Annotated in this window: 18 protein-coding genes; 6 read left to right on the forward strand and 12 right to left on the reverse strand. The window is 65.1% G+C overall.

Translation table 11 applies throughout. The features are described 5' to 3' along the window. Positions 1–36 precede the first annotated feature (36 nt). From AC1DOQ_RS07415 to AC1DOQ_RS07470, 12 genes are all read right to left on the reverse strand, one after another. Positions 37–891 (reverse strand): polysaccharide deacetylase family protein, encoded by an 855-nt coding sequence (locus tag AC1DOQ_RS07415; protein WP_477361731.1) that lies wholly within the window; start codon positions 889–891, stop codon positions 37–39. Continuing rightward, entirely contained in the window at positions 884–1,999 is a 1,116-nt protein-coding gene (locus AC1DOQ_RS07420; protein WP_477361733.1) for a DegT/DnrJ/EryC1/StrS family aminotransferase, read from the reverse strand. The genes AC1DOQ_RS07415 and AC1DOQ_RS07420 overlap by 8 nt, the downstream gene beginning before the upstream one ends. Before the next feature lie 12 nt (positions 2,000–2,011). Next, positions 2,012–2,545, reverse strand: coding sequence for an acyltransferase (locus AC1DOQ_RS07425; RefSeq protein WP_477361735.1), 534 nt, complete (start codon positions 2,543–2,545; stop codon positions 2,012–2,014). Continuing rightward, a complete protein-coding gene (locus tag AC1DOQ_RS07430; RefSeq protein ID WP_477361737.1) occupies positions 2,542–3,603 on the reverse strand; it encodes a Gfo/Idh/MocA family protein in 1,062 nt (353 codons plus the stop codon). Before AC1DOQ_RS07430 ends, AC1DOQ_RS07425 begins: the two co-directional genes overlap by 4 nt. After that, positions 3,603–4,976 (reverse strand): UDP-glucose dehydrogenase family protein, encoded by a 1,374-nt coding sequence (locus AC1DOQ_RS07435; RefSeq protein ID WP_477361739.1) that lies wholly within the window; start codon positions 4,974–4,976, stop codon positions 3,603–3,605. The genes AC1DOQ_RS07430 and AC1DOQ_RS07435 overlap by 1 nt, the downstream gene beginning before the upstream one ends. Before the next feature lie 96 nt (positions 4,977–5,072). Beyond that, entirely contained in the window at positions 5,073–6,266 is a 1,194-nt protein-coding gene (locus AC1DOQ_RS07440; RefSeq protein WP_477361741.1) for a glycosyltransferase family 4 protein, read from the reverse strand. Then, complete coding sequence (locus AC1DOQ_RS07445) at positions 6,257–7,375, reverse strand: DegT/DnrJ/EryC1/StrS family aminotransferase (RefSeq protein ID WP_477361743.1); 1,119 nt, start codon at positions 7,373–7,375, stop codon at positions 6,257–6,259. The genes AC1DOQ_RS07440 and AC1DOQ_RS07445 overlap by 10 nt, the downstream gene beginning before the upstream one ends. Before the next feature lie 20 nt (positions 7,376–7,395). Further along, positions 7,396–8,001, reverse strand: a complete 606-nt coding sequence (locus tag AC1DOQ_RS07450; protein WP_477361745.1) for an acyltransferase — start codon at positions 7,999–8,001, stop codon at positions 7,396–7,398. Then, positions 8,002–9,063, reverse strand: a complete 1,062-nt coding sequence (locus tag AC1DOQ_RS07455; RefSeq protein ID WP_477361747.1) for a Gfo/Idh/MocA family protein — start codon at positions 9,061–9,063, stop codon at positions 8,002–8,004. Positions 9,064–9,075: 12 nt separating this feature from the next. Beyond that, positions 9,076–10,401: a nucleotide sugar dehydrogenase gene (locus AC1DOQ_RS07460; RefSeq protein WP_477361749.1), complete on the reverse strand. Its 1,326-nt coding sequence runs from the start codon at positions 10,399–10,401 to the stop codon at positions 9,076–9,078. Between the two features lie 23 nt (positions 10,402–10,424). Further along, positions 10,425–12,350, reverse strand: coding sequence for a polysaccharide biosynthesis protein (locus AC1DOQ_RS07465; RefSeq protein WP_477362041.1), 1,926 nt, complete (start codon positions 12,348–12,350; stop codon positions 10,425–10,427). Between the two features lie 422 nt (positions 12,351–12,772). Beyond that, a complete protein-coding gene (locus AC1DOQ_RS07470; RefSeq protein WP_477361751.1) occupies positions 12,773–13,735 on the reverse strand; it encodes an N-acetylmuramoyl-L-alanine amidase-like domain-containing protein in 963 nt (320 codons plus the stop codon). A gap of 228 nt (positions 13,736–13,963) precedes the next feature. Here AC1DOQ_RS07470 and AC1DOQ_RS07475 point away from each other — a divergent pair, with 228 nt between their 5' ends. The 6 genes from AC1DOQ_RS07475 (at position 13,964) to AC1DOQ_RS07500 (ending at position 19,919) form a co-directional block, all read left to right on the forward strand. Continuing rightward, positions 13,964–16,921: a TonB-dependent receptor gene (locus AC1DOQ_RS07475; RefSeq protein WP_477361753.1), complete on the forward strand. Its 2,958-nt coding sequence runs from the start codon at positions 13,964–13,966 to the stop codon at positions 16,919–16,921. A gap of 278 nt (positions 16,922–17,199) precedes the next feature. Continuing rightward, a complete protein-coding gene (locus tag AC1DOQ_RS07480) occupies positions 17,200–17,334 on the forward strand; it encodes a hypothetical protein (RefSeq protein WP_477361755.1) in 135 nt (44 codons plus the stop codon). Between the two features lie 19 nt (positions 17,335–17,353). After that, positions 17,354–17,530: a hypothetical protein gene (locus AC1DOQ_RS07485; protein WP_477361756.1), complete on the forward strand. Its 177-nt coding sequence runs from the start codon at positions 17,354–17,356 to the stop codon at positions 17,528–17,530. Positions 17,531–17,688: 158 nt separating this feature from the next. After that, on the forward strand, positions 17,689–18,096 hold the full coding sequence (locus AC1DOQ_RS07490) for a LiaF transmembrane domain-containing protein (RefSeq protein ID WP_477361758.1): 408 nt from the start codon (positions 17,689–17,691) through the stop codon (positions 18,094–18,096). Beyond that, positions 18,086–18,808, forward strand: coding sequence for a LiaI-LiaF-like domain-containing protein (locus AC1DOQ_RS07495; protein WP_477361760.1), 723 nt, complete (start codon positions 18,086–18,088; stop codon positions 18,806–18,808). The genes AC1DOQ_RS07490 and AC1DOQ_RS07495 overlap by 11 nt, the downstream gene beginning before the upstream one ends. Before the next feature lie 13 nt (positions 18,809–18,821). After that, positions 18,822–19,919 carry a sensor histidine kinase gene (locus tag AC1DOQ_RS07500; RefSeq protein ID WP_477361762.1) on the forward strand — a complete coding sequence of 366 codons (1,098 nt, stop codon included), beginning with the start codon at positions 18,822–18,824 and terminating at the stop codon, positions 19,917–19,919. The last annotated feature ends 2 nt before the right edge of the window (positions 19,920–19,921 follow it).

The following is a 19,921-nucleotide window of genomic DNA, read 5'->3' on the forward strand; positions in this document are numbered from 1 at the left end:
CAATGCTCAAGATGTTCAGGTCCGGACGGCAGGCGTTCACCAGGTCAGGCCCTCGTAAAAGCGCACGAGGTTGCTCTTGGTGTTTTCCTTCCAGTTGGTGTCGAATTGCCGGGGATGGGTCAGCAGATAGACCCGGCTATGGTTGCGGATCGCGTCGAGCGGCGAGATCGGGTAGTAGTACTGCGGCGGCGGGCGGTCCGAAATGTAGACGCCGAAGTGCCCGAGCAGCTCCTCGTCGTAGGCTTCGCATTCGATGCCGCAGGCATTGCGCAGCATCGGGCAGCGGAGGATTTCCGTGTTCGACAGTTTCAGGCGGCGGTTGGCAAAGTCGCCGTGGCTGGCGACCGTGACCATCTTGCGGCCAAGCCGGCGTTCCAGCAGCTGGAAGTTCTTGAGAAAATCATCGCGGATTTCCGGAAGCCGTTCGTGCAATACGGCCGGGTCCTTGATATTGTGCTTCTTTGCGAAGGTCGCGAGTTCCTCGTAGTGGTAACTCGCCTCGCTGCCATATTCCTCGATCTCGTTCATCAAGTCGACGTCGAGGGTGCACAGCCTGAAATAGTAGCTCGACTTGACCTTGTACTTCTTTTCGATCTGGAACAGCCGGCGCGCGGTACGCACATCGGTATCGATGTCGTGCCGGTGCAAGATGACATTGTCGGACGGCGTTGCGCCGGCTTTCATCGACTCGAAGAAGTCGCGCAAGGAGGTATGGGTATAGCCGGCATTCGACGCCGCCACCAGGATTTTCTCGTGGTGCTCCAGACGCGACGGCATCATGTAATCGCTGTAGATTCTGCCGAAGATCTTCTTCATGGTCGTCAGGCCGCTGCGGTTGGCACGGGCTTTTTCCGGACCGGCGCACTGGCCGGGATGAGCTTGTTCATGCATGGCTTGGGCTGAAGCGCTTGATGGTGTCGACGACGTGCTGCTGCTGTTCGTAGCGCATTTCGGGATAGAGCGGCAGCGACAGGATGGTCGACTGGTTGGCATGGGCATTCGGGAACTCGTGGCTCGCATGCCTGAAACGGCGATACGCGGGCAGGAAGGGCAGCGCAAGCGGATAATTCACCACGGTTTGTATATCCGCTTCATGCAGGTGGGTGGCCAGGGCGGCACGCTCCGGATGGCGCACGACGTAGAGGTGATAGACGTGTTCGCGTCCCTCGGCCACTGTCGGCAAGCCCAGCCCCTCGACCTCGCCGAGCGTTTCGGCATAGGCCGCGGCCCATTGCTGGCGCGCGCGTGTCCAGGCGGGAAGATGGGGCAGTTTGACCGAGAGAATCGCGGCCTGCAGGCCGTCGAGGCGGCTGTTGATCCCTTCCATCTGGTGGTCGCCCTTGAACAGGCCGCCGTGCCGCGCATACATCGCCATCCGCTCGGCGAGCCGGGCGTCGGCGGTCACGATGGCGCCGGCATCGCCCATCGCGCCGAGGTTCTTCCCAGGGTAGAAGGAGAAGGTCGCGGCGTTGCCGAAGGTGCCGACGGGTCGGCCTTTGTACCTGGCCAGGTGGGCCTGGGCGCAGTCCTCGATGACCCACAGGCCATGCTTGCGCGCGATCGCCATGATCGCGTCCATGTCGGCCGGCTGCCCATACAGATGTACCGGGATGATGCCGACGGTGCGCGGCGTGATCTTCGCTTCGATTTGGGCCGGATCGATCGTGAAGGTGTCGCTGTCGGTGTCGCAGAACACCACCGTGCCGCCGGCCTGGGTGATCGACTCCGAGGTCGAAATCCAGGAATGCGCCGAAGTGATGACTTCCATGCCAGGCTCGACCCCGAGCGCATGCAGGGCGATGTACAGCGCGTCGGTGCCGTTGGCGCAGGAGACGCAGTGCGGGATGTCGAGCAGGCTGGCGAACTCGCGTTCGAAACGTTCGACGTGCGGGCCGCGGATGAAGGCCGATTCGGCAATCACGGTGGCGATGGCCGCGTCGATGTCATCCTTGATCGACAGGTACTGCGCATACAGATCGGCGATGGGAACGGTAGGCATAGTGTCGGCAGGTCAGTGGTTGGAAGGATGATGCGATGCTGCGGGCGCCGCGAGGGCGCGGATCCGGCGCGCCGGATTGCCGGCGTAGATGCCGGGTTCCAGGATGTCCCTGGTGACGACCGCACCGGCACCGATGACGGCACCGTCGCAGATCCGTACCGGCATGATGGTGGCGTTCGAGCCGATCGACACCGCGCGGCCGATCCTGGTGGCGCGCCACAAGTCCTGTTTCCCGCCGGCCGGTCCGCCGCCGGCGAAGGTGTCGTTGATGAACATGACGCCGTGGCCGATGAAGCAGTCTTCGCCGATGCTCACCAGGGAGCAGATGAAGGCATGCGACTGCACCCTGGTGCGCGCGCCGATGTGGACATTCGACTGGATCTCGACGAAGGGGCCGATGAAGCAGCCGTCGCCGATCTCGCATTCGTAGAGGTTGACGGGGGCGACGACCTTGACGCCGTTGCCGAAGGACACGTCCCGGACGCCGGCCTGCAGCAGGGTGGGCGCATGCGTCCCCGCTGCGGCGGCCGTATCGACCGGCTTCATGCGACTTCTCCGAGGCGGCAGCGCTTGGGACGGAAACGCAGCTGCACTTCGCGGCCGGTTTCGATCGACTCGTAGAGCGCGCTGATCAGTTCCAGGCTGCGCCGTCCGACCAGGCCGTCGACCAGCGCCGGACTGCCGTCGAGCAGGCAGGCGGCCACGTGTTCGTAATAGGCCTGGTGGCCGAAGCCATACACGTTCGGCGGATTGACCGAAAAGTTCTCGACGACGTCGGCATCTTCCAGGGTCGGCCGGGCGAATTGCCAGGAGCGGATCTTGTTGACCGAGAAGCCGGCGATCTCGACCGAGCCATGTTCGCCAAGCACCGACAGCGAGCCTTCGAGGTCGCGCGGCCGGGCGGCGGTGGTCGCTTCGATGATGCCCAGCGAGCCGTTGCAGAACTTGAGCGTCGCGACGGCCGTGTCCTCGGTCTCGATGTGGGCCAGCGCCGTCGCCGAGCGCGCATGGACGGCATCGACGTCGCCCATCATCCATTCCAGCAGGTCGATGTGGTGGCTGGCCTGGTTGGTCAGCACGCCGCCATCGAATTCCCAGGTCCCGCGCCATGCGTCGTGATCGTAATAGGCCTGCTCGCGGCACCAGCGCACCCGCACGGTGCCGAGGATCAGGCGGCCGAAGCGGCCGGCGTCGAGCGCTTCCCTGAGTTTGACGACGGGCAGGTTGAAGCGGTTCTGCTTGACGACGAAGAGCTTGACGCCGGCATCGTCGCAGGCGTGGATCATGGCGTCGGCGTCGTCCAGGCGCAGGGCCATCGGCTTTTCGACGACCACATGCTTGCCGGCGCGGGCAGCGGCGATCGCATGCGGGGCATGCATGCCGCTGGGCGTGAGCACCGCGACGACGTCGATGCCGGGGGCGTTCAGGAGTTCGTCCATGTGCCGGTAGGCCGGCACGTCGAACTGCTGGCCATAGAGCCCGGCGCGTTCGGGCACGATGTCGCAGACGGCGCCGAGGCGCAGATTCGCCACCTTGCCGTTGCCGAGCAATTCGATATGGCGTTTGGCGATGCGTCCGCAACCGAGTATTCCGACGTTGATCATCACATGGCTCCCGAAGTCGACGACGCGTTGCCGGAGGACGCACCGGCGACGTGGGGACGGCCGACCGAGTAGTAGTCGAATCCATTGTCGAGCAGCCAGGCGGACTCGTAGAGATTGCGTCCATCGAAGACCACCGGCGCTTTCAGCTTGTGCTTCATCAGGTCGAAATCGGGACTGCGGAATTCCTTCCATTCGGTGACGATGAGGAGGGCATCGGCGCCTTCCAGCACGTCGTACATATTGCTGCCGAACTGGACGCCGGACGAATGCGGAAAGACCTTGCGCGCCTCGTCGATCGCGATCGGATCGAATGCCTGGATATTCGCGCCCTCCGCCAGCAAGCCATTGATGACGGCGATGCTGGGCGCTTCGCGCATATCGTCGGTATTCGGCTTGAACGACAGTCCCCACATCGCCAGGTTCATGCCGGCCAGGCTGCGGCCGAAATGGGCGCGGACCTTGTCGACCAGCAGACGCTTTTGCGCGGCGTTGGCGGCCTGGACGGCATCGATGACCAGCATCGGACTGTCGTGCTCGGCCGCCGTCCTGCGCAATGCGCGCACATCCTTCGGGAAGCAGGAGCCGCCGTAGCCGCAGCCGGGGTAGAGGAAATGGTGGCCGATGCGCGGGTCCGAGCCCATCCCCAGGCGCACCTGTTCGATGTCGACGTCGAGTTTTTCGGCCAGGTTCGCCAGTTCGTTCATGAACGAGATGCGGGTCGCCAGCATGGCGTTCGCCGCGTACTTGGTCAGTTCGGCGGCCTGGACGTCCATCACGATCATGCGCTCGTGGTTGCGCTGGAAGGGCTGGTACAACTGGCGCATGGTCCTGGCCGCATGTTCGTCGTCGACGCCGATGACGATGCGGTCCGGGCGCATGAAGTCCCCGATCGCCGTGCCTTCCTTGAGAAACTCCGGATTCGATACGACGCCGAAGGCGACGTCGAGCTCGCGCTTGCGGAGTTCCTGGCAGACCGCCTTCCTGACCTTCGCGGCGGTGCCGACCGGGACCGTCGATTTGTTGACGATCACCTTGTAGCCGTCCATGTGGGCGCCGATGTTGCGCGCCGCGGCCAGCACGTGCTGCAGGTCCGCCGAGCCGTCTTCGTCCGGCGGCGTGCCGACCGCGATGAACTGGATATCGCCGAAAGCGACCGCGGCGGCAATATCGCTTCCGAATTGCAGCCGGCCTGCCGCCATATTGCGCCGGACGATATTTTCGAGTCCCGGTTCGTAAATCGGAATGCGCGAGGCATTCAGCATGTCGATCTTTTTCTGATCGATATCGAGACAATAAACCTGATTGCCGACTTCGGCCAGGCAGGCGCCAGTCACCAAACCGACATAGCCAGTTCCAACCACGGTAATTTTCATGATGGGACGTATGTGAGCCAATAAGTTTATTACCAGGCACACCGCGGAATTAAGCGGCGCTTATCCTTATCGCCCGGGCCTGTAATTCAAATGTTGTTAGCATGAAGGCAAAGTATTGGTGCAGCCTTGAGTGTCCGCAACGGGAACGCCGCGCAGGATTTCGCCGTAAAAGGCCGTCAATTTTTCCGCTTCGGCGTCCCAATTGAATTTCTCGCGCACCGCCTTTTTTCCGTTTTCTCCCATACGTTCGGCGAGATCGCGATTTGCCACCAGATAATCAATTGCGGCAGCAATTGCGGCAGGATCGAAAGGATCGACGCAAATGCCGCATTGATTTCCCTCGACGATGCTGCGCCAGGAAGGAATATTCGATGCAATGACGGGAATACCCGCGGCCATATACTCGAACATCTTGATCGGCTGCCCGTAAAGGAAATTGCCGATCGGGTGGGATGTCACCAGCCCGGCAACCGAACGTCCCAGCACCGCGCGCACGCCCGCGCGGTCGAGGAAGCCCAGTTCGTTGACCCGCTGCCAGCCCGGTTCGGCCTTGACGCTCGCTTCCAGCGCGGCCTCGGCGAATTGCCCCGCCAGGTTCAGGCGCGTCGGCGAGCGCAGCAGCGCGCATGCGCGCACGATTTCACGCGCGCCGCGGATGGTGTCGACGCCGCCGACGAAGCAGACCTCGTCCCGCTTGCCGCTCCAGCCGGCCGGGGCGTCCAGCTCGCCCGCAAGCGGAAAATTGCTGACGTCGATGGAATGCGGGTTCATGCGCAGGAACTTGTCGCGGATGAAGGGCGTCGCGCCGACGATGCCGTCGAGCCTGGCGCAGGCGTAGCGCTCGTAGGCGGCGAACACCCTGGACAGCAGGCGCAGCGCCGCCGGGTTGAGATAGGGCTTGTCCAGCAGTTGCTGCGGGACGTCTTCGTGCGAGTCGAAGATGACCTTCTTGCCCATGCGCTTCAGGCTCAGCCCGACCGGGATCAGCTCCGGGTCGTGCAGGTGGTAGATCTGCGCATCCAGTGCGGCCGCCTTCAGGAATACGCGGCGGGTGCTGCGCAGGATGCGCTTGATACGGCCCGGCAGCCGGCCGACGTCGGCGATCGCGACGCCGTCCTTGCGCTCGTCGCCCTTGCCGTCGGCCACCACTAGGGTCACGTCGTAGCCGCGCGCCGCCAGAGTCCGGCACTGCTTCATGAAGATGCGCGTGTCGTGGCGCGGGTGGACCGAGGTCAGATGGGCGACCCGGCCGCGTGCGCCGGCCGCGCGGGGGACGGTGGCTAAGCGCATGATGCGGCGTCCGGGAGCGTCACGCCGGCGGCGGCCAGCAGGGTGGCGGCCACGCGCTCGGTGTCCGCGGCCGGCATATACGGCCCGAAGGGCAGGCTCATCACCTTGTTCGCCATCTCGAGTGCGACCGGGCAGCTGTCGGCGCCGGCCAGGTGGCCGTAGGCCGGCTGCACGTGGATCGGCACCGGATAGTGGACCGCGGTCGGGATGCCCGCCGCCTGCAGCGCCGCCTGGACCCGCTCGCGTTCCTCGAGCACCACCGTATATTGCGCGAACACGCTGCTGCGGTTGGGGTTGCAGCCCACCAGGCCCAGGCGGCCCGAAAGCAGGGCGTTGTAGCGCGCCGCCACTTTGGCGCGCTCGACCAGTTCCCACTCGAAGTGATCGAGCTTGGCCAGCACGACCGCGCACTGCAGGGTGTCCATGCGGCCGCCGACCCCGACCCGCGTATGCACATAGCGGCGCGACTGGCCATGCACGCGGATTTCGCGCGCCGCGGCGGCAAGCGCATCGTCGCTGGTGAAGAGGGCGCCGCCGTCGCCGTAACAGCCGAGCGGTTTGCTCGGGAAGAAGCTGGTGCAGGCGATCGTCGACAGGTTGCAGCTCTTCCGGTTGCGGTAGGTCGCGCCAAAGCTCTGGGCCGCGTCTTCGATCACCGCCAGCCCGTGGCGCCGTGCGACGGCATTGATCTCGTCCATGTCGGCCGGCTGGCCGTACAGCGACACCGGCATGATCGCCCGGGTGCGCGCGGTGATGGCGGGCTCGATCAGGCTCGCCGCGATGTTGCAGGTGGCGCGGTCGATGTCGACGAATATCGGCGTGGCGCCGACCAGCACGATCGCCTCGGCGGTGGCGATGAAGGAAAAGGGCGTCGTAATGACCTCGTCTCCGGGGCCGATGCCGAGGGCCATCAGGGAGATGACCAGGGCCTCGGTACCGGACGCCACCGTGATGCAGTGGCGCGCGCCCGTATAGTCGGCCAGCCTGGCCTCCAGCTCGGCCACTTCCGGCCCCATGATGTATTGCCCGTGGTCGAGGACCGCCTGGATGCGTTCGTCGATCTGCGCGCGTCCGCGTTGGTATTGGGACTTGAGGTCGATGAATTCCATGTTCTGTTCGCTTCGGTGGGTCAGGGATGGGGCAGATGGGCAGGCGCCGCCGGGAGCAGGGCGCAGACGCCGTCTTTCAGCACGTAGACATCGCCGGTGTGGGAGCAGCGGGCGTCGCCGCTGCCTGTCAGCGGCAGCGGCAGGCGCTCGCCGAAGCGGCTCATCCAGCCGGTCTGGCGCGCCGGCACGCCGGTCATCAGCGCGAATGCGGGGACGTCGCGGTTCACCACCGCGCCGGCAGCGATGAAGGCGTGTTCGCCGATCGTCACACCGCAGACGATGGTGGCGTTGGCGCCGATGGTGGCGCCGCGCCTGACCAGTGTGCGGCGGTATTCGTGCTTGCGCACCACCGCTGCGCGCGGGTTGTAGACATTGGTGAACACCATGCTCGGGCCGCAGAACACCTCGTCCTCGAGGGTCACGGCGTCGTAGACGGAAACATTGTTCTGGACCTTGACGTGGTTGCCGATGACGACGTCGTCGCCGACGAAGACGTTCTGGCCGAGCGAGCAGCCGGCGCCGACGCGGGCGCCCGCGCACACGTGGGCGAAGTGCCAGACCCGGGTGGCATCGCCGAGCACGGCGCCGGCGTCGACGATGGCGCTGGGGTGGACGGTGGCGCTCATTCAGTACTCCAGCGGCAGGGCGACGCGCTTGCCGTCGCGCGCCGACATATAGGCCGCGACCAGCACTTCGAGCGACTTCAGGCCTTCGCGGCCGTCGGTCTCGGGCTCGGCTTCGCCGCGCAGCACCTTGATCACGTTGTCGTAGTAGAGCGGGTGGCCGAAGCCGTACACCGAGCTGGTCTGGTAGCTGGCGTCGCCCACCTTTCCGTCGTCGGGATCGGGCGTGGCGAATTCCCACTGCTGGATCTCGTTGACCGCCACGCCGCCGATGCGCACGGTGCCGTGTTCGCCCAGCACGGTGATCGAGCCTTCCATATTGCGCGGATAGGTCAGCATGGTCACGTTCATCGAACCGAGGGCGCCGTTGCGCCAGCGCAGGCTGATCACGCCGGTGTCCTCGACCTCGATGTCGCGCGCCAGGGTGGCGGTATAGGCTTGCAGGCTCTCGACCGGGCCGACGATCCAGTCGATCAGGTCGACGTAGTGGCTGGCCTGGTTCATGAAGGCGCCGCCGTCGAATTCCCAGGTGCCGCGCCATTTCGCGCTGCGGTAATACGCTTCCGGGCGGGTCCAGAACACGTTCAGGTTGACCATGTAGATGCGGCCGAAGCGCTTCTTGTCCACCGCGCGCTTGAGCAACTGCAGGGTGGCGTTGCGGCGGTTCTGCTTGACCACGAACAGCCGCACGCCGGCGGCGTCGGCTGCGGCCACCATGCGCTTGCCGTCCTCCCAGCGGGTCGCCATCGGCTTTTCGGTCATCACGTGACGGCGGCCGGCGGCGATCTGGATGGCCTGTTCGGGATGCAGGCCGGACGGGGTGGTGACCACGACGATGTCGGCGTCGGCCTGGCGCAGCATCGCCTCCAGGCTGGCATAGCCCTCGGCGCCGGTGGCCCCGACCGCGCGGTCGAGCGCGCGCGGATCGACGTCGCAGACGCCGACCAGCTCGGCCCGGTCCTGGTGCTTGCGCAGGGCCTCGAAGTGGTTGTTGGCGATGCGGCCGCAGCCGATCAGGGCGAAGCGGATCTTGCGGTCCAGTATGGGCGCAGGGTAGTGGCGCATGGTGGCGGCTCCTCAGGCTTTCACGACGTTCGGCAGGGCCGGATAGACACCGCGGGTGTCGACGATCAGGGCGGCGTACTGCCGGACCAGTTCATAGTCGAAGCCGCTGTGGGCGGTCGCCAGCAGGACGACGTCGTAGGAGGCGATGGAAGGCGGGCTCAGCTCGACGCTCCTGAGATCGAACCAGTGCTCGCGCATGCGCGGAAAGACCGGCACGTGCGGGTCGGAATAGTCGACAGCGGCGCCTTTCTCGCGCAGGATCTCCATCAGCTCGACCGAGGGCGACTCGCGCATGTCCTCGACGTCCTTCTTGTAGGCGATGCCCAGCACCAGCACGCGGCTGCCCATCACCGATTTGCCGCGCCGGTTCAGGGCGTCGGTCACCTTGCCGACCACCCAGTGCGGCATGTCGCTGTTGATTTCCCCTGCCAGTTCGATGAAGCGGGTGTGCAGGCCGTACTCGCGCGCCTTCCAGGTCAGGTAGAAGGGGTCGATCGGAATGCAGTGGCCGCCCAGCCCCGGCCCCGGGTAGTAGGGCGTGAAGCCGAAGGGCTTGGTGGCGGCTGCCCGGATCACCTCGTGGATGTCGATGTCCATGCGGTCAGCGATGATCTTCATCTCGTTGACCAGGCCGATGTTGACGGCGCGGTGGATGTTCTCCAGCAGCTTGGTGAGTTCGGCGGCGCGGGTCGAGCTGACCGGCACCACCCTGTCGATCGCCGGGCCGTAGAGGGCGATGCCGGCCTCCAGGCAGGCCGGGGTGACGCCGCCGCAGACCTTGGGGATGGTGCGGGTGTGGAAGTCCGGATTGCCCGGGTCTTCGCGCTCCGGCGAGAACACCAGGAAGACGTCGCGCCCGACCGTGAAGCCGCGCGATTCCAGACGCGGCTTGAGTTCCTCGTCGGTGGTGCCGGGGTAGGTGGTGCTTTCCAGCGACAGTACCTGGCCGGGCCGCATGAAGGGCAGCAGGGCGTCGGCGGTGTCGAGTACGAAGGACAGGTCCGGTTCGCGGTAGGCGTTCAGCGGGGTCGGCACGCAGATGATGAGGGCGTCGGGCTCGCCGGCGCGGGTGAAGTCGGTGGTGGCCTGGAAGCCGTTTTCGCGGGCGCGGGCGATGGCAGCCGGCTTGATGTGGTTGATATAGCTTTCCCCGCGGTTCAGGCGTTCGATCTTGGCGCCGTCGATGTCGATGCCGAGGACGCGGAAGCCCGCCTCGGAATAACGCAGTGCCAGCGGCAGCCCGACGTAGCCGAGTCCGATGACGCCGATCACGGCCGCGCGCTTGCCCAGCCGCCCGGTCAGCTGTTCGAGATATGCCGGTTTGCTTTCATCACGCATGAGTGTCCTCGCCAAATGTTGAATTAAATACGGAACGGCACGAATTTTCGGATCAGGCCCAGGCGCGGTGCGGCGGGCACGGGGGCGGGCGCCGGCGCGGCCGGGGCCAGTTGCGGCGTGTATTCGGTGACGATGGCCTTGACCATCGACTCGATCATGGCGCGTTCGTGGGTCTCGCAGGCCATCATCAGGCAGGTGATGAAGGTCTCGAGCACGCTGGGGTGGAGGGCGTTTTCCTTCATGCGCATGATGCGCGGGTGGTCGCTGGGGAAGACCACGCCGTCGGTCAGCAGCTCCTCGTGCAGCTTCTCGCCCGGGAACAGGCCGACGTAGCGGATCTCGATGTCGCCGGCCGGGTTCTGGGCGCTCTTCTCGGTCAGGCCGTGCAGGGCGATCATGGTGCGCGCCAGGTCGACGATGCGCACCGGTTCGCCCATGTCGAGCACGAACACGTCGCCGCCCTTGGCCATCGCGCCGGCCTGGATCACCAGCTGCGCCGCCTCGGGAATCAGCATGAAGTAGCGCGAGACTTCCGGGTGGGTGATGGTCAGCGGGCCGCCGCGTGCGATCTGGCGCTGGAACAGCGGGATCACCGAGCCGGACGAGCCGAGCACGTTGCCGAAGCGGACCATGCAGAAGGTGGTGTGGGCGCCGTGGCGGGCCGCCGCGGCCTGGAAGATGAGTTCGGCGATGCGCTTGCTGGCGCCCATGATGTTGGTCGGGCGCACCGCCTTGTCGCTGGAAATCAGCACGCAGGTCTCGATCCGCTGCCGGGCGGCCTGGGAAGCGATCACCTGGGCGCCGACCACGTTGTTGCGGAGGCCCTCGACGATATTGGTCTCGACCAGGGGCACGTGCTTGTAGGCGGCGGCGTGGTAGATGGTGTCGACCTTGCCGTCGCGCAGGACGCGCTCGACCAGGTCGGCATTGCACACCGAGCCGAGGTGGGCCTCGATGGGGATGTCGGGAAAGCGGGTGGCCAGCTCCTGGCGGATCGTGTAGAGCGCGAACTCGGAGTGGTCCAGCAGGTGCAGGCGGCTCGGCGCGATGGTCACGATCTGGCGGCACAGCTCGCTGCCGATGGAGCCGCCGGCGCCGGTCACGAGCACGGTCTTGCCGCGCACGCAGCGGGCGAAGAGGTCGACGCGCGGCGGCACCGGCGGCCGGCCGAGCAGGTCTTCGAACTTCAGCTCGCGGATGGTCTCGCGCGGGCTGACCTTGTCGTCGGCAAGGTCGACCAGGCGGCTCAGGATCTTGGTGCTGACGCCGGCCTGGGCCAGGCGCTGCATGATGTCGCGCAGGCGCTCCGGCGATACCGAGGGCAGGGCCAGCACGATCGAGCGGATCGCCATCGTCTGCACGATCTCGGCCAGGCGGTCCGTATGGAAGACGCGCAGGCCGGCGACGTTGCGCTCGCTCAGCGCATGCTTGTCGTCGAAGAAGCAGACCGGGCGGTATTCGTCGCTGCCGCGCATGGCCTGGGCCAGGCGGGCGCCCGCTTCGCTGGCGCCGTAGATGGCGACCACTTCGGCGGCGCAGCGCTGGCGGGCATCCAGCTTGCGCAGGAAATTGCGCATGCCGACCCGGGATGCGACGACATAGGAAAACACGATAAACCAGTAAATCGCCAATGCGCTGCGCGGAAAGCGTTCCTCGTTAATCGCGAACATCACGATATAGGCGCATAAAATGGCGATCGCGAGTGCGAGTCCCGTAACGCTCAATAGACGCTGATCAATAAAGCGAATAACGGCGCGATAAAGATCGGAGACGGAAAATGCCGCAATCGTCACCACGGCAACCAATACATAGGAAGCCGGGCCGAAATGGGAGGCGAGTTTCAGATCGCCGCCGCGTAACAGCATTGCGACCAGAAAGCAGAATGGCAGCGCGATCAGGTCGGCGCTGACCATCATGGCGATTTTCGTCCTGCGGTGCAGGGACACCATCCGGGCGCAAAACTGGCTGGCAAGGCCTTGATTTAGCTTGGGCATGATCTCGGAAAGGCTGCGTGGTTGCGGGTTATCTTTTTCTCGGGGATATCGCCAGGCTAAAAAGGCGCTGTATTTTGGATTTAATTTCTTATTGCGCGGAAATGATTTAGGAAAGAATAAAATATGCCGTTGTTTAGATTGCTTATTGCCGAGTAAGTTTATTATCCGGTTCACAAAGATTGATGGGTTTGACCATGCTCAACCGGCATAAGGGAATTAAATCTTTACCCGTTATTGTGGAAATGGGGAATTAATTCTTCGATTAAATTAATTTCTCAATTGCACAAATACGAAGGAAATGCGGAAGCGGAAAAGATAACGGGCCGCATGAAGCGGCCCGTGAAGGGGATGAGCGGCCCGCGGCGGCGGGCGATGGATCAGGCGCCCGAGCCGGGCCGCGGCTGCGGCGCCATCGGCGGCACCACGATGTTGTCGTTCAGGCGCAGGAACTTGAAGCCGGCCAGCACCTGGCCGTTCTTGCCTTCCTTGCGGTTGCGTTCCTCGCGCGCCGCGGCGCGGGCGATGAAGGACTCGAAGGTCTCTTCGCGCACCTGCGGTGCGGAGGAGTGCAGGAAGTGGCGCTCGCCGTTCGGTCCGAGTACCACCAGGCCGACGTGGGACGCCCAGTACTCGCCGTTGCGGGTCGAGATCACGTTCACGAAATCGCCTTCCTGCAGCTGGCCGGCGATGGCCGCCACCTGGTCTTTCGCCACATAGGCCTGGCGGCTGGTCTCGACCGGGATATTGCGCTCGGTATGGTGGCGGGTCTTCAGGAAGCGCGCACGGTCGACCGTCATCGAATACGCCGGTCCGGCGGGGCCGGCCAGCTCGGCGCTGATATCGGTGACCAGCCAGCGGTTGGCCACGTTCCAGTCCATCTCGGTGTAGTGGTTGCGCGTGGCAACCCCGATCACGCCGTCGCGGTAGCGGATCCGCTGCAGCATCCAGAAAAATTCTTCCCACGACTGCGACAGCGCCATCGCGTAAGTGTGTTCCGCGAACACCACACAGTCGCTGTGATCGAGGCTGAACATCGGCAGGTTGTCGTGCACCTCAAACGGGAATTCGCCGAGCAGGTTCAGGTCGTAGGGCTGGCCGATGTTCTTGCGGCCGATCGCCGCGATGCGCTTGCGCAGGTCGGGCTCGGCCTGGTGCACCCAGGCCACATAGCGGCCCGCTTCGACCGGGCTCATCTGGTAGAGCTGCTTCTGCAGGATGGTCTCGATCGGCGCCGTGGCCTGCGGCTGGAGCGTGGCGGATTTCGCCGCGGTCGAGGGCGGCGCGGACGGGGTGGCGCAGCCGGCGAGGGCGGCGGCGAACAGCAGGCAGGCGTAACGCATGGAGTCTCCGGTAGCGGATGCAAAGCGCCACGCTACCGTGGAGGGCGTGTGTTTGCGAAATGAAAATTATGCGGGCAAGTATAACCCGCTGTTCTTAATCGGCACCAATCATTCCTTAGGGTTATGGATTCTCCAACACTAATCATTATTCAAAAGTTTCTCCCTCGTCAATACTGTGCGCGCGGCAGGGATACACCTGCCCTAGGAAAACTATTCAGGAGAGTGAGAATGTTGAAACAGAAGCCGCTCGCGGCCGCCGTAGCGGTATCGCTGGGTCTTGCCGCGCTGCCCGCGCTGGCCCAGGATGCCGCCGGTACGTCGACCATCCAGACCGTCGAGGTGACCGGTATCCGTGCCTCGATGGCGAAATCGCTGAATGTGAAAAAGAATTCGGTGGCGAACGTCGAGGTCATCACGGCGGAAGACGTCGGCAAGATGCCGGACAAGAACCTGGCCGACTCGCTGCAGCGACTAGCCGGCGTGGCGGTGCGTACCGACTACGACGAAGCGGAGAAGGTGGCGCTGCGCGGCACCAACCCGGACATGACCATGATCCTGTTTAACGGCCATGCGATCGCGGGCGCCGACTGGTACGTCGGCGACCAGCCCTCCGCCAGCCGCTCGACCAGCCTGTCGCTGCTGCCGTCCACGGTCATCAACCAGGCACAGGTGTACAAGACGTCGGTGGCCGACATCGTCGACGGCGGCCTGGCCGGCACCATCAACGTCACCACCCGCAAGCCGCTGTCCGCCAAGGAGAAGATCTCGGGTGTGGCCAGCGTCGGCGCTTCCTACGTGACCCTGCCCGGCAAGACCGCTCCCGACCTGGACGCGCTGGTCAACTGGAAGAACGATGCGAACACCTTCGGCTTCTTCGTGCAGGGCTTCGCCAACAAGCGCTACATCCGCCGCGATTCGGTCTCCCGCCTGGCCTACGGCACCAGCAGCGGCTATGACACGATCAATACCAGCACCATGAAGGGCATCACCGACGAGTCGCTGGCCGGCAGCGGCTATAAGGCCGCCGACCTGAACGGCGTGCGCATGCCTGGCTCGATGGCGAGCGAATTCGTGGAAGGCGTGCGCGACCGCAAGGGCGGCATGGTGTCGTTGCAGTTCAAGCCGAACCAGGACATCGACGTCACCATGACCGGTTTCCATTCGTCGATGGACACCAACAACTACGGCCGCCTGAAGGCCGGCGCCATCTACAGCATGTTGCTGGGTAAGGCATCGCTGAAAGACGGCGCCACCGGTGCTGCCGCGGCGAACACGAACTCGAACGGCCAGCAGGTGTTCGCCTCGATCCGCAACCCGGTCATCGTCAACGAGACCACCATGTACGGCGACACCCTGCGCGTGCTGAAGAGCGCCGACATCGTGTTCCCGGACGGCACCACGCCCCAGTACATCGGCAACAACGAAGGCTTCTACCGCGACGGCGCCAACGCCACCGTCTCCTTCCTCGACCTGGACGGCAAATGGCGCGTCAACCAGGACCTGACGCTGAAAGGCCTGCTGTCGACCACGCGCGGCGTCGGTAAGACCGAGGCCGACCAGGGCCTGACCTATGCCAGCTTCGGCACCGGTGTCTCGTATTCGCTGGGTTCGGTCTACAACGCGCCCTACGTCAAATACTATGGCACCGGCATCAAGCCGGACGAACTGGTGGTGCGCACCATCTCCGGCCTGAAGTCGGTCGACAGGGAGCACAGCGCCCAACTGGACGGCGAATACCGTCTCGAGAAGGGCTGGATCCAGTCGATCGAAGGCGGCGTGCGTTTCTCCGACCACCACCGCGACAGCGAGCGCCGCTATCCCGCGTTCCACACCCCGGACCTGAAAAACGGCGCGCCGACCAGCACCATTCCCTGGCCTTCGGATTTCGGCGCCGACCTGAACGGCCCGGCCGGCTGGGACAACACCGGCTATACCTTCAGCCCCGAGGTCCTGAAGGCGTATTTTGCCACCAACACCAAGGAGACCAGCGACCAGTTCGAGCGCCGCATCGCCTCCGAGCTGCATGTGCGCGAGCGCCAGACCGCGATCTACGCGCAGGCCAACTACGAGCATGACAAGTGGTCGGGCAACCTCGGCCTGCGTTTCGTGCAGACCCGCGTGAATGCGGATATTCCGACCCCGATCCCGGCCGGTGCCTGCCAGCGCGCGGCGCCGAACCAGCCGGCCATCCCGTGCGCGGCCTATCCAGGCGTGATCAGCACCGCGGGCGACCTGCAGCCCTACTATGACGACCAGACCTCGGCTGCGACCAAGTTCGATCCGCTGGCCGGCAATACCTACTACTTCACCAAGAGCGACCGCCGCTTCAACAACTGGCTGCCGAGCCTGAACGTGCGCTACGAGGTCACCAAGGACATGCTGGTGCGCTTCGGCGCCAGCCGCACCATCGGGCGCCAGAACTACAATATCGTCGGCGCCGGCTTCGGCACCCCGGGCTGCGATGCCCAGGGCTGCCGCGTCACCGGTCCGAACCCGGACCTGAAGCCGCTCACCGCCGACAACCTGGACCTGTCCTGGGCCTGGTACTTCGCCAACCGCTCGCTGGTGGCGGCCAACGTGTTCTATTCGCGCATCGACGGCTACGCCAAGACCGGCACCAGCGGCGGCACGACGATCGACCTGTGGGATTCGGCTTCGCAGTCGCTCAAGACCTATGCGGTCAACACCTCGTCGCAGCAGGGCGCCCGCATCAAGGGCATCGAGCTGTCCTACGAGCAGCCGTTCGGCAGCACGGGCTTCGGCTTCACCAGCAACGTCAGCCGCGCGAAGACCAAGGTCGACGACGGCCGGCCGATGGTCGGCGCTTCGGAGTGGGCAGCCAACCTGGGCGGCTACTACGAGAACGACAAGGTGTCGCTGCGCCTGGTGGCGAACTACCGCAGCGAGTACGTCAGCGGCAGCACCGCGCCGGCGCCGACCGCGAACAGCCAGGGCCTGTCGACCGTGGCCGGCATCCTGATGCCGACCGCCCCGACCATGGCGGCGCCGGTCACCACGCTGGCCTTCAACGCCAGCTACAACATCATGCCGAACCTGACCCTTACCTTCGACGCGACCAACCTGACGAACGTGCGCCGCGCCTACTATCGCTACAGCGACCAGGAGCAGAGCAAGCTTGACGTGATCGGCCGCCAGTACTACCTGAACCTGAAGTACAAGTTCTAAGGTCCGGGGTTTCAACGCAGTGGAAAAGGGGAGCTCCGGCTCCCCTTTTTTTCGTGTAGGAGTACGCCCCATGCACAGTGTGCGTCACCTAACGGTGAAGGCGCGGCCGTTTCGATAAGATGAAGGCGTTGAGTGAGGACGCCAGCGATCTTCCGCAGGACTCCAACCACCTCAACAGGTCAGCCGGTCGCCTCGAGGATCGGCACCAGATTCCACGCCAACCGGGAGCGAGGTAGCCCATGTCAACGCCAACGATGAGCCATCCACCGAAGCACCTCGTGCGCGAGTACCTAGAGCGCCGCACGAAGGAAAGCGCACCGCCGCCGACGCCGGAAGAGATCCGGCGCCAGCTCGGCTGGGGCATGCTGATGGACGCGCGCGACGACGACAAGATGGGCTCGTCCCGTTCATGAAACATCACAGGAGAACAGCATGACCAAGAAAATCGGCAGCAAGCACGTGGCCCAGCACCGCGGCAAGAAGGAACGTGCGGAGATCCGCAAGACCAATATCGCCCGCGAAGCGATCAAGCAGGCCATCGCCAGGGCCAAGTACCGCAACCAGCAGAAGGGCCAGCCGACCATGGTCATGGCTTCGCCCACACCGTGACGGAACGCTGAAGCCGGCGCTCCGTCGCCATGCCCGCCCCGGCAACGCGGCGGGTTTTTTTTCGCCGTTCGCCGCCGTTTCCCCGCCATTCGCCGAAAAGCCCTTCCGCTGTCCGCGCCGTCCCGGTTATCTTGTCCTCATTCCAACCTGGAGGACATATGAACAGCGAAGCATCCTATCAACTGCGGCGCCAGGTCTTGTGGGGCCTGCTGCTGATCGGCCTCGGCGTGGCCTTCCTGCTCGACCAGTTCGACATCTACGAGATCGACCACCTGTGGCATTACGCGCCGCTGCTGCTGGTCGTGGTCGGCATCAACCAGACCATCGGCTATCCGAGCGCGCGCGAATTCGTCAACGGCCTGTGGACCGTCTTCATCGGCCTGTGGCTGTTCGCCGTGTTCGAAGGACTGTTCGGACTGAACTGGTTCAACAGCTGGCCGCTGTTCATCATCGTCGGCGGCATCGGCATGGCCGTGAAGCCGATCGCCGAGCGCCGCTTCGGCGCCAATCCGGACCGCGGCCGCCACGGCTGCCTCGAGAAGCAGGGAGACCGCCATGGCCAATGAAACCACCCGCTCCGGCTCGCGCGTCTCGGCCCAGGTCGTGATCGGCCTGCTGGTCGCGGCCTTCGGCGTGCTGTTCCTGCTCGATAACCTGAACATCATTTACCTGCGCCACGTGATCTTCTTCTGGCCGCTGGCCTTCATCGCCTCGGGCCTGGTGGCCCTGTGCAGCGACGGACCGCGCAGCGGACGCGTGACCGGCATCGTCCTGGTCGCGATCGGCGTGGCGATGCTGGGCAACCGCCTCGGCTACGAGTTCATCAGCTGGCGCACCTTCTGGCCGCTGGTGATGATCGCCATGGGCGGATTGATCGTCTACCGCACGCTTGGCGGCGGCCGCGTCGTGCACATCAATACCACGCCCTACACCAAGGACGACGCCAGGAGCGACAACGTGGTCGACATCACCGCCATCCTCGGCGGCTTCGAACGCCGCGTCAGCGCGCCGGACTTCCGCGGCGGCGAGATCACCGCGATCATGGGCGGCTGCGAGCTCGACCTGCGCGAAGCGACCCTCGTCACCGAAGCCGTGATCAACGTCTTCGCGGTCTGGGGCGGGATCACGATCAAGGTTCCGCCGGACTGGACGGTGATCCTGCACGGCACGCCGGTGATGGGCGGCTTCACGGAAAAGACCGCGCGTCCGCCCGACAACAGCAAGCGCCTGGTGGTGACCGGCTACGCCATCATGGGCGGCGTCGAGGTCCGTAACTGAAGGCGCACGCGGCATGCACGGGGTGATCTCGCGCTGGTATGCGGCGCTGCTCTACCTGCTGGCCTGGCTGATGCTGGGCCTGGCGACCAGCGCCTTGCTGGCCGCCGGCGGGGCGGGGTGGGGCGCCAGCCTGATGTTCGCGGTGCCGATGGCAATCGTGTATGCGAACGCCACCGCGTTCTCGGCCTACTACGTGTGCCGCGCCTACCCGATCAGGCAGAAGCACCCGGCTGCGATCGTCGGCGGCATCGGCGCCACGGCAAGCTGCGCGGCCCTGTTGTGGTGCGCGATCGGCTCGGCCTGGTCGGCGCTGATGCGCGCGCTGGCGCCGGCGGGGATGGCGATCGAACTGGATGCCGCGCGCCTGGCGACCATGTTCGCGCTGGGCGTGATCCTGTACGGGCTGGCGGCCGCCGTCAACTACCTGCTGATCGAAGCCGAACGCGTGCGCCAGCTCGAGACCCGCGAGCTGCAAATCCGCTTGACGGCCCAGGACGCCGAGCTGCGCATGCTGCGTACCCAGGTCGATCCCCACTTCCTGTTCAACAGCCTGAATTCGATCAGCGCGCTGACCTCGATCGACCCCGCCGCGGCGCGCGCGATGACCTTGCGCCTGGCCGCTTTCTTCCGCCTCAGCCTGGGCCTGCACGCCGACCGCAAGGTGGCGCTGGACAGGGAGCTGGCGCTGGTGCGAGACTTCCTGGCGATCGAGCAGGTGCGCTTCGGCGAGCGCCTGCGCTTCGAGGCCGAGGTGAGCCCCGAGGCCGAGGCCTGCCTGGTGCCGCCGATGCTGCTGCAACCGCTGGTGGAGAACGCGGTCAAGCACGGCATCGGCCAGATGATCGACCCCGGCCTGGTGCGTATCGGGGCGGTGCGCGCCGGCTCGCTGTTGCGCATCGTCGTCGAGAACGACGTCGATCCGGACTCGCCCTGCAGGAAAGGAATCGACACGGGCACCGGCACCGGCCTGGAGAACGTGCGGCGGCGCCTGGCGGCGGCCTATGGCATCGAAGCCAGCGTGCATTGGGGCAGGGAAGGGAATACATTCAGGGTCGAGCTGGCGCTGCCGGCCGAACCGGCCGACGTGGCGAACGTGGAACAGGAGGCATAGAA

The organism is Massilia sp. 01N417, from assembly GCF_056399645.1.

Excerpts from the sequence above, each read along its gene's own strand:
- AC1DOQ_RS07435 (WP_477361739.1), bottom strand. The coding sequence starts at position 4,976 with ATGAAAATTACCGTGGTTGGAACTGGCTATGTCGGTTTGGTGACTGGC.
- AC1DOQ_RS07440 (WP_477361741.1), bottom strand. The coding sequence starts at position 6,266 with ATGCGCTTAGCCACCGTCCCCCGCGCGGCCGGCGCACGCGGCCGGGTC.
- AC1DOQ_RS07425 (WP_477361735.1), bottom strand. The coding sequence starts at position 2,545 with ATGAAGCCGGTCGATACGGCCGCCGCAGCGGGGACGCATGCGCCCACC.
- AC1DOQ_RS07490 (WP_477361758.1), top strand. The coding sequence starts at position 17,689 with ATGAACAGCGAAGCATCCTATCAACTGCGGCGCCAGGTCTTGTGGGGC.
- AC1DOQ_RS07420 (WP_477361733.1), bottom strand. The coding sequence starts at position 1,999 with ATGCCTACCGTTCCCATCGCCGATCTGTATGCGCAGTACCTGTCGATC.
- AC1DOQ_RS07450 (WP_477361745.1), bottom strand. The coding sequence starts at position 8,001 with ATGAGCGCCACCGTCCACCCCAGCGCCATCGTCGACGCCGGCGCCGTG.
- AC1DOQ_RS07445 (WP_477361743.1), bottom strand. The coding sequence starts at position 7,375 with ATGGAATTCATCGACCTCAAGTCCCAATACCAACGCGGACGCGCGCAG.
- AC1DOQ_RS07455 (WP_477361747.1), bottom strand. The coding sequence starts at position 9,063 with ATGCGCCACTACCCTGCGCCCATACTGGACCGCAAGATCCGCTTCGCC.
- AC1DOQ_RS07485 (WP_477361756.1), top strand. The coding sequence starts at position 17,354 with ATGACCAAGAAAATCGGCAGCAAGCACGTGGCCCAGCACCGCGGCAAG.
- AC1DOQ_RS07415 (WP_477361731.1), bottom strand. The coding sequence starts at position 891 with ATGCATGAACAAGCTCATCCCGGCCAGTGCGCCGGTCCGGAAAAAGCC.
- AC1DOQ_RS07465 (WP_477362041.1), bottom strand. The coding sequence starts at position 12,350 with ATGGTGTCCCTGCACCGCAGGACGAAAATCGCCATGATGGTCAGCGCC.
- AC1DOQ_RS07430 (WP_477361737.1), bottom strand. The coding sequence starts at position 3,603 with ATGATCAACGTCGGAATACTCGGTTGCGGACGCATCGCCAAACGCCAT.
- AC1DOQ_RS07470 (WP_477361751.1), bottom strand. The coding sequence starts at position 13,735 with ATGCGTTACGCCTGCCTGCTGTTCGCCGCCGCCCTCGCCGGCTGCGCC.
- AC1DOQ_RS07475 (WP_477361753.1), top strand. The coding sequence starts at position 13,964 with ATGTTGAAACAGAAGCCGCTCGCGGCCGCCGTAGCGGTATCGCTGGGT.
- AC1DOQ_RS07460 (WP_477361749.1), bottom strand. The coding sequence starts at position 10,401 with ATGCGTGATGAAAGCAAACCGGCATATCTCGAACAGCTGACCGGGCGG.
- AC1DOQ_RS07495 (WP_477361760.1), top strand. The coding sequence starts at position 18,086 with ATGGCCAATGAAACCACCCGCTCCGGCTCGCGCGTCTCGGCCCAGGTC.
- AC1DOQ_RS07500 (WP_477361762.1), top strand. The coding sequence starts at position 18,822 with ATGCACGGGGTGATCTCGCGCTGGTATGCGGCGCTGCTCTACCTGCTG.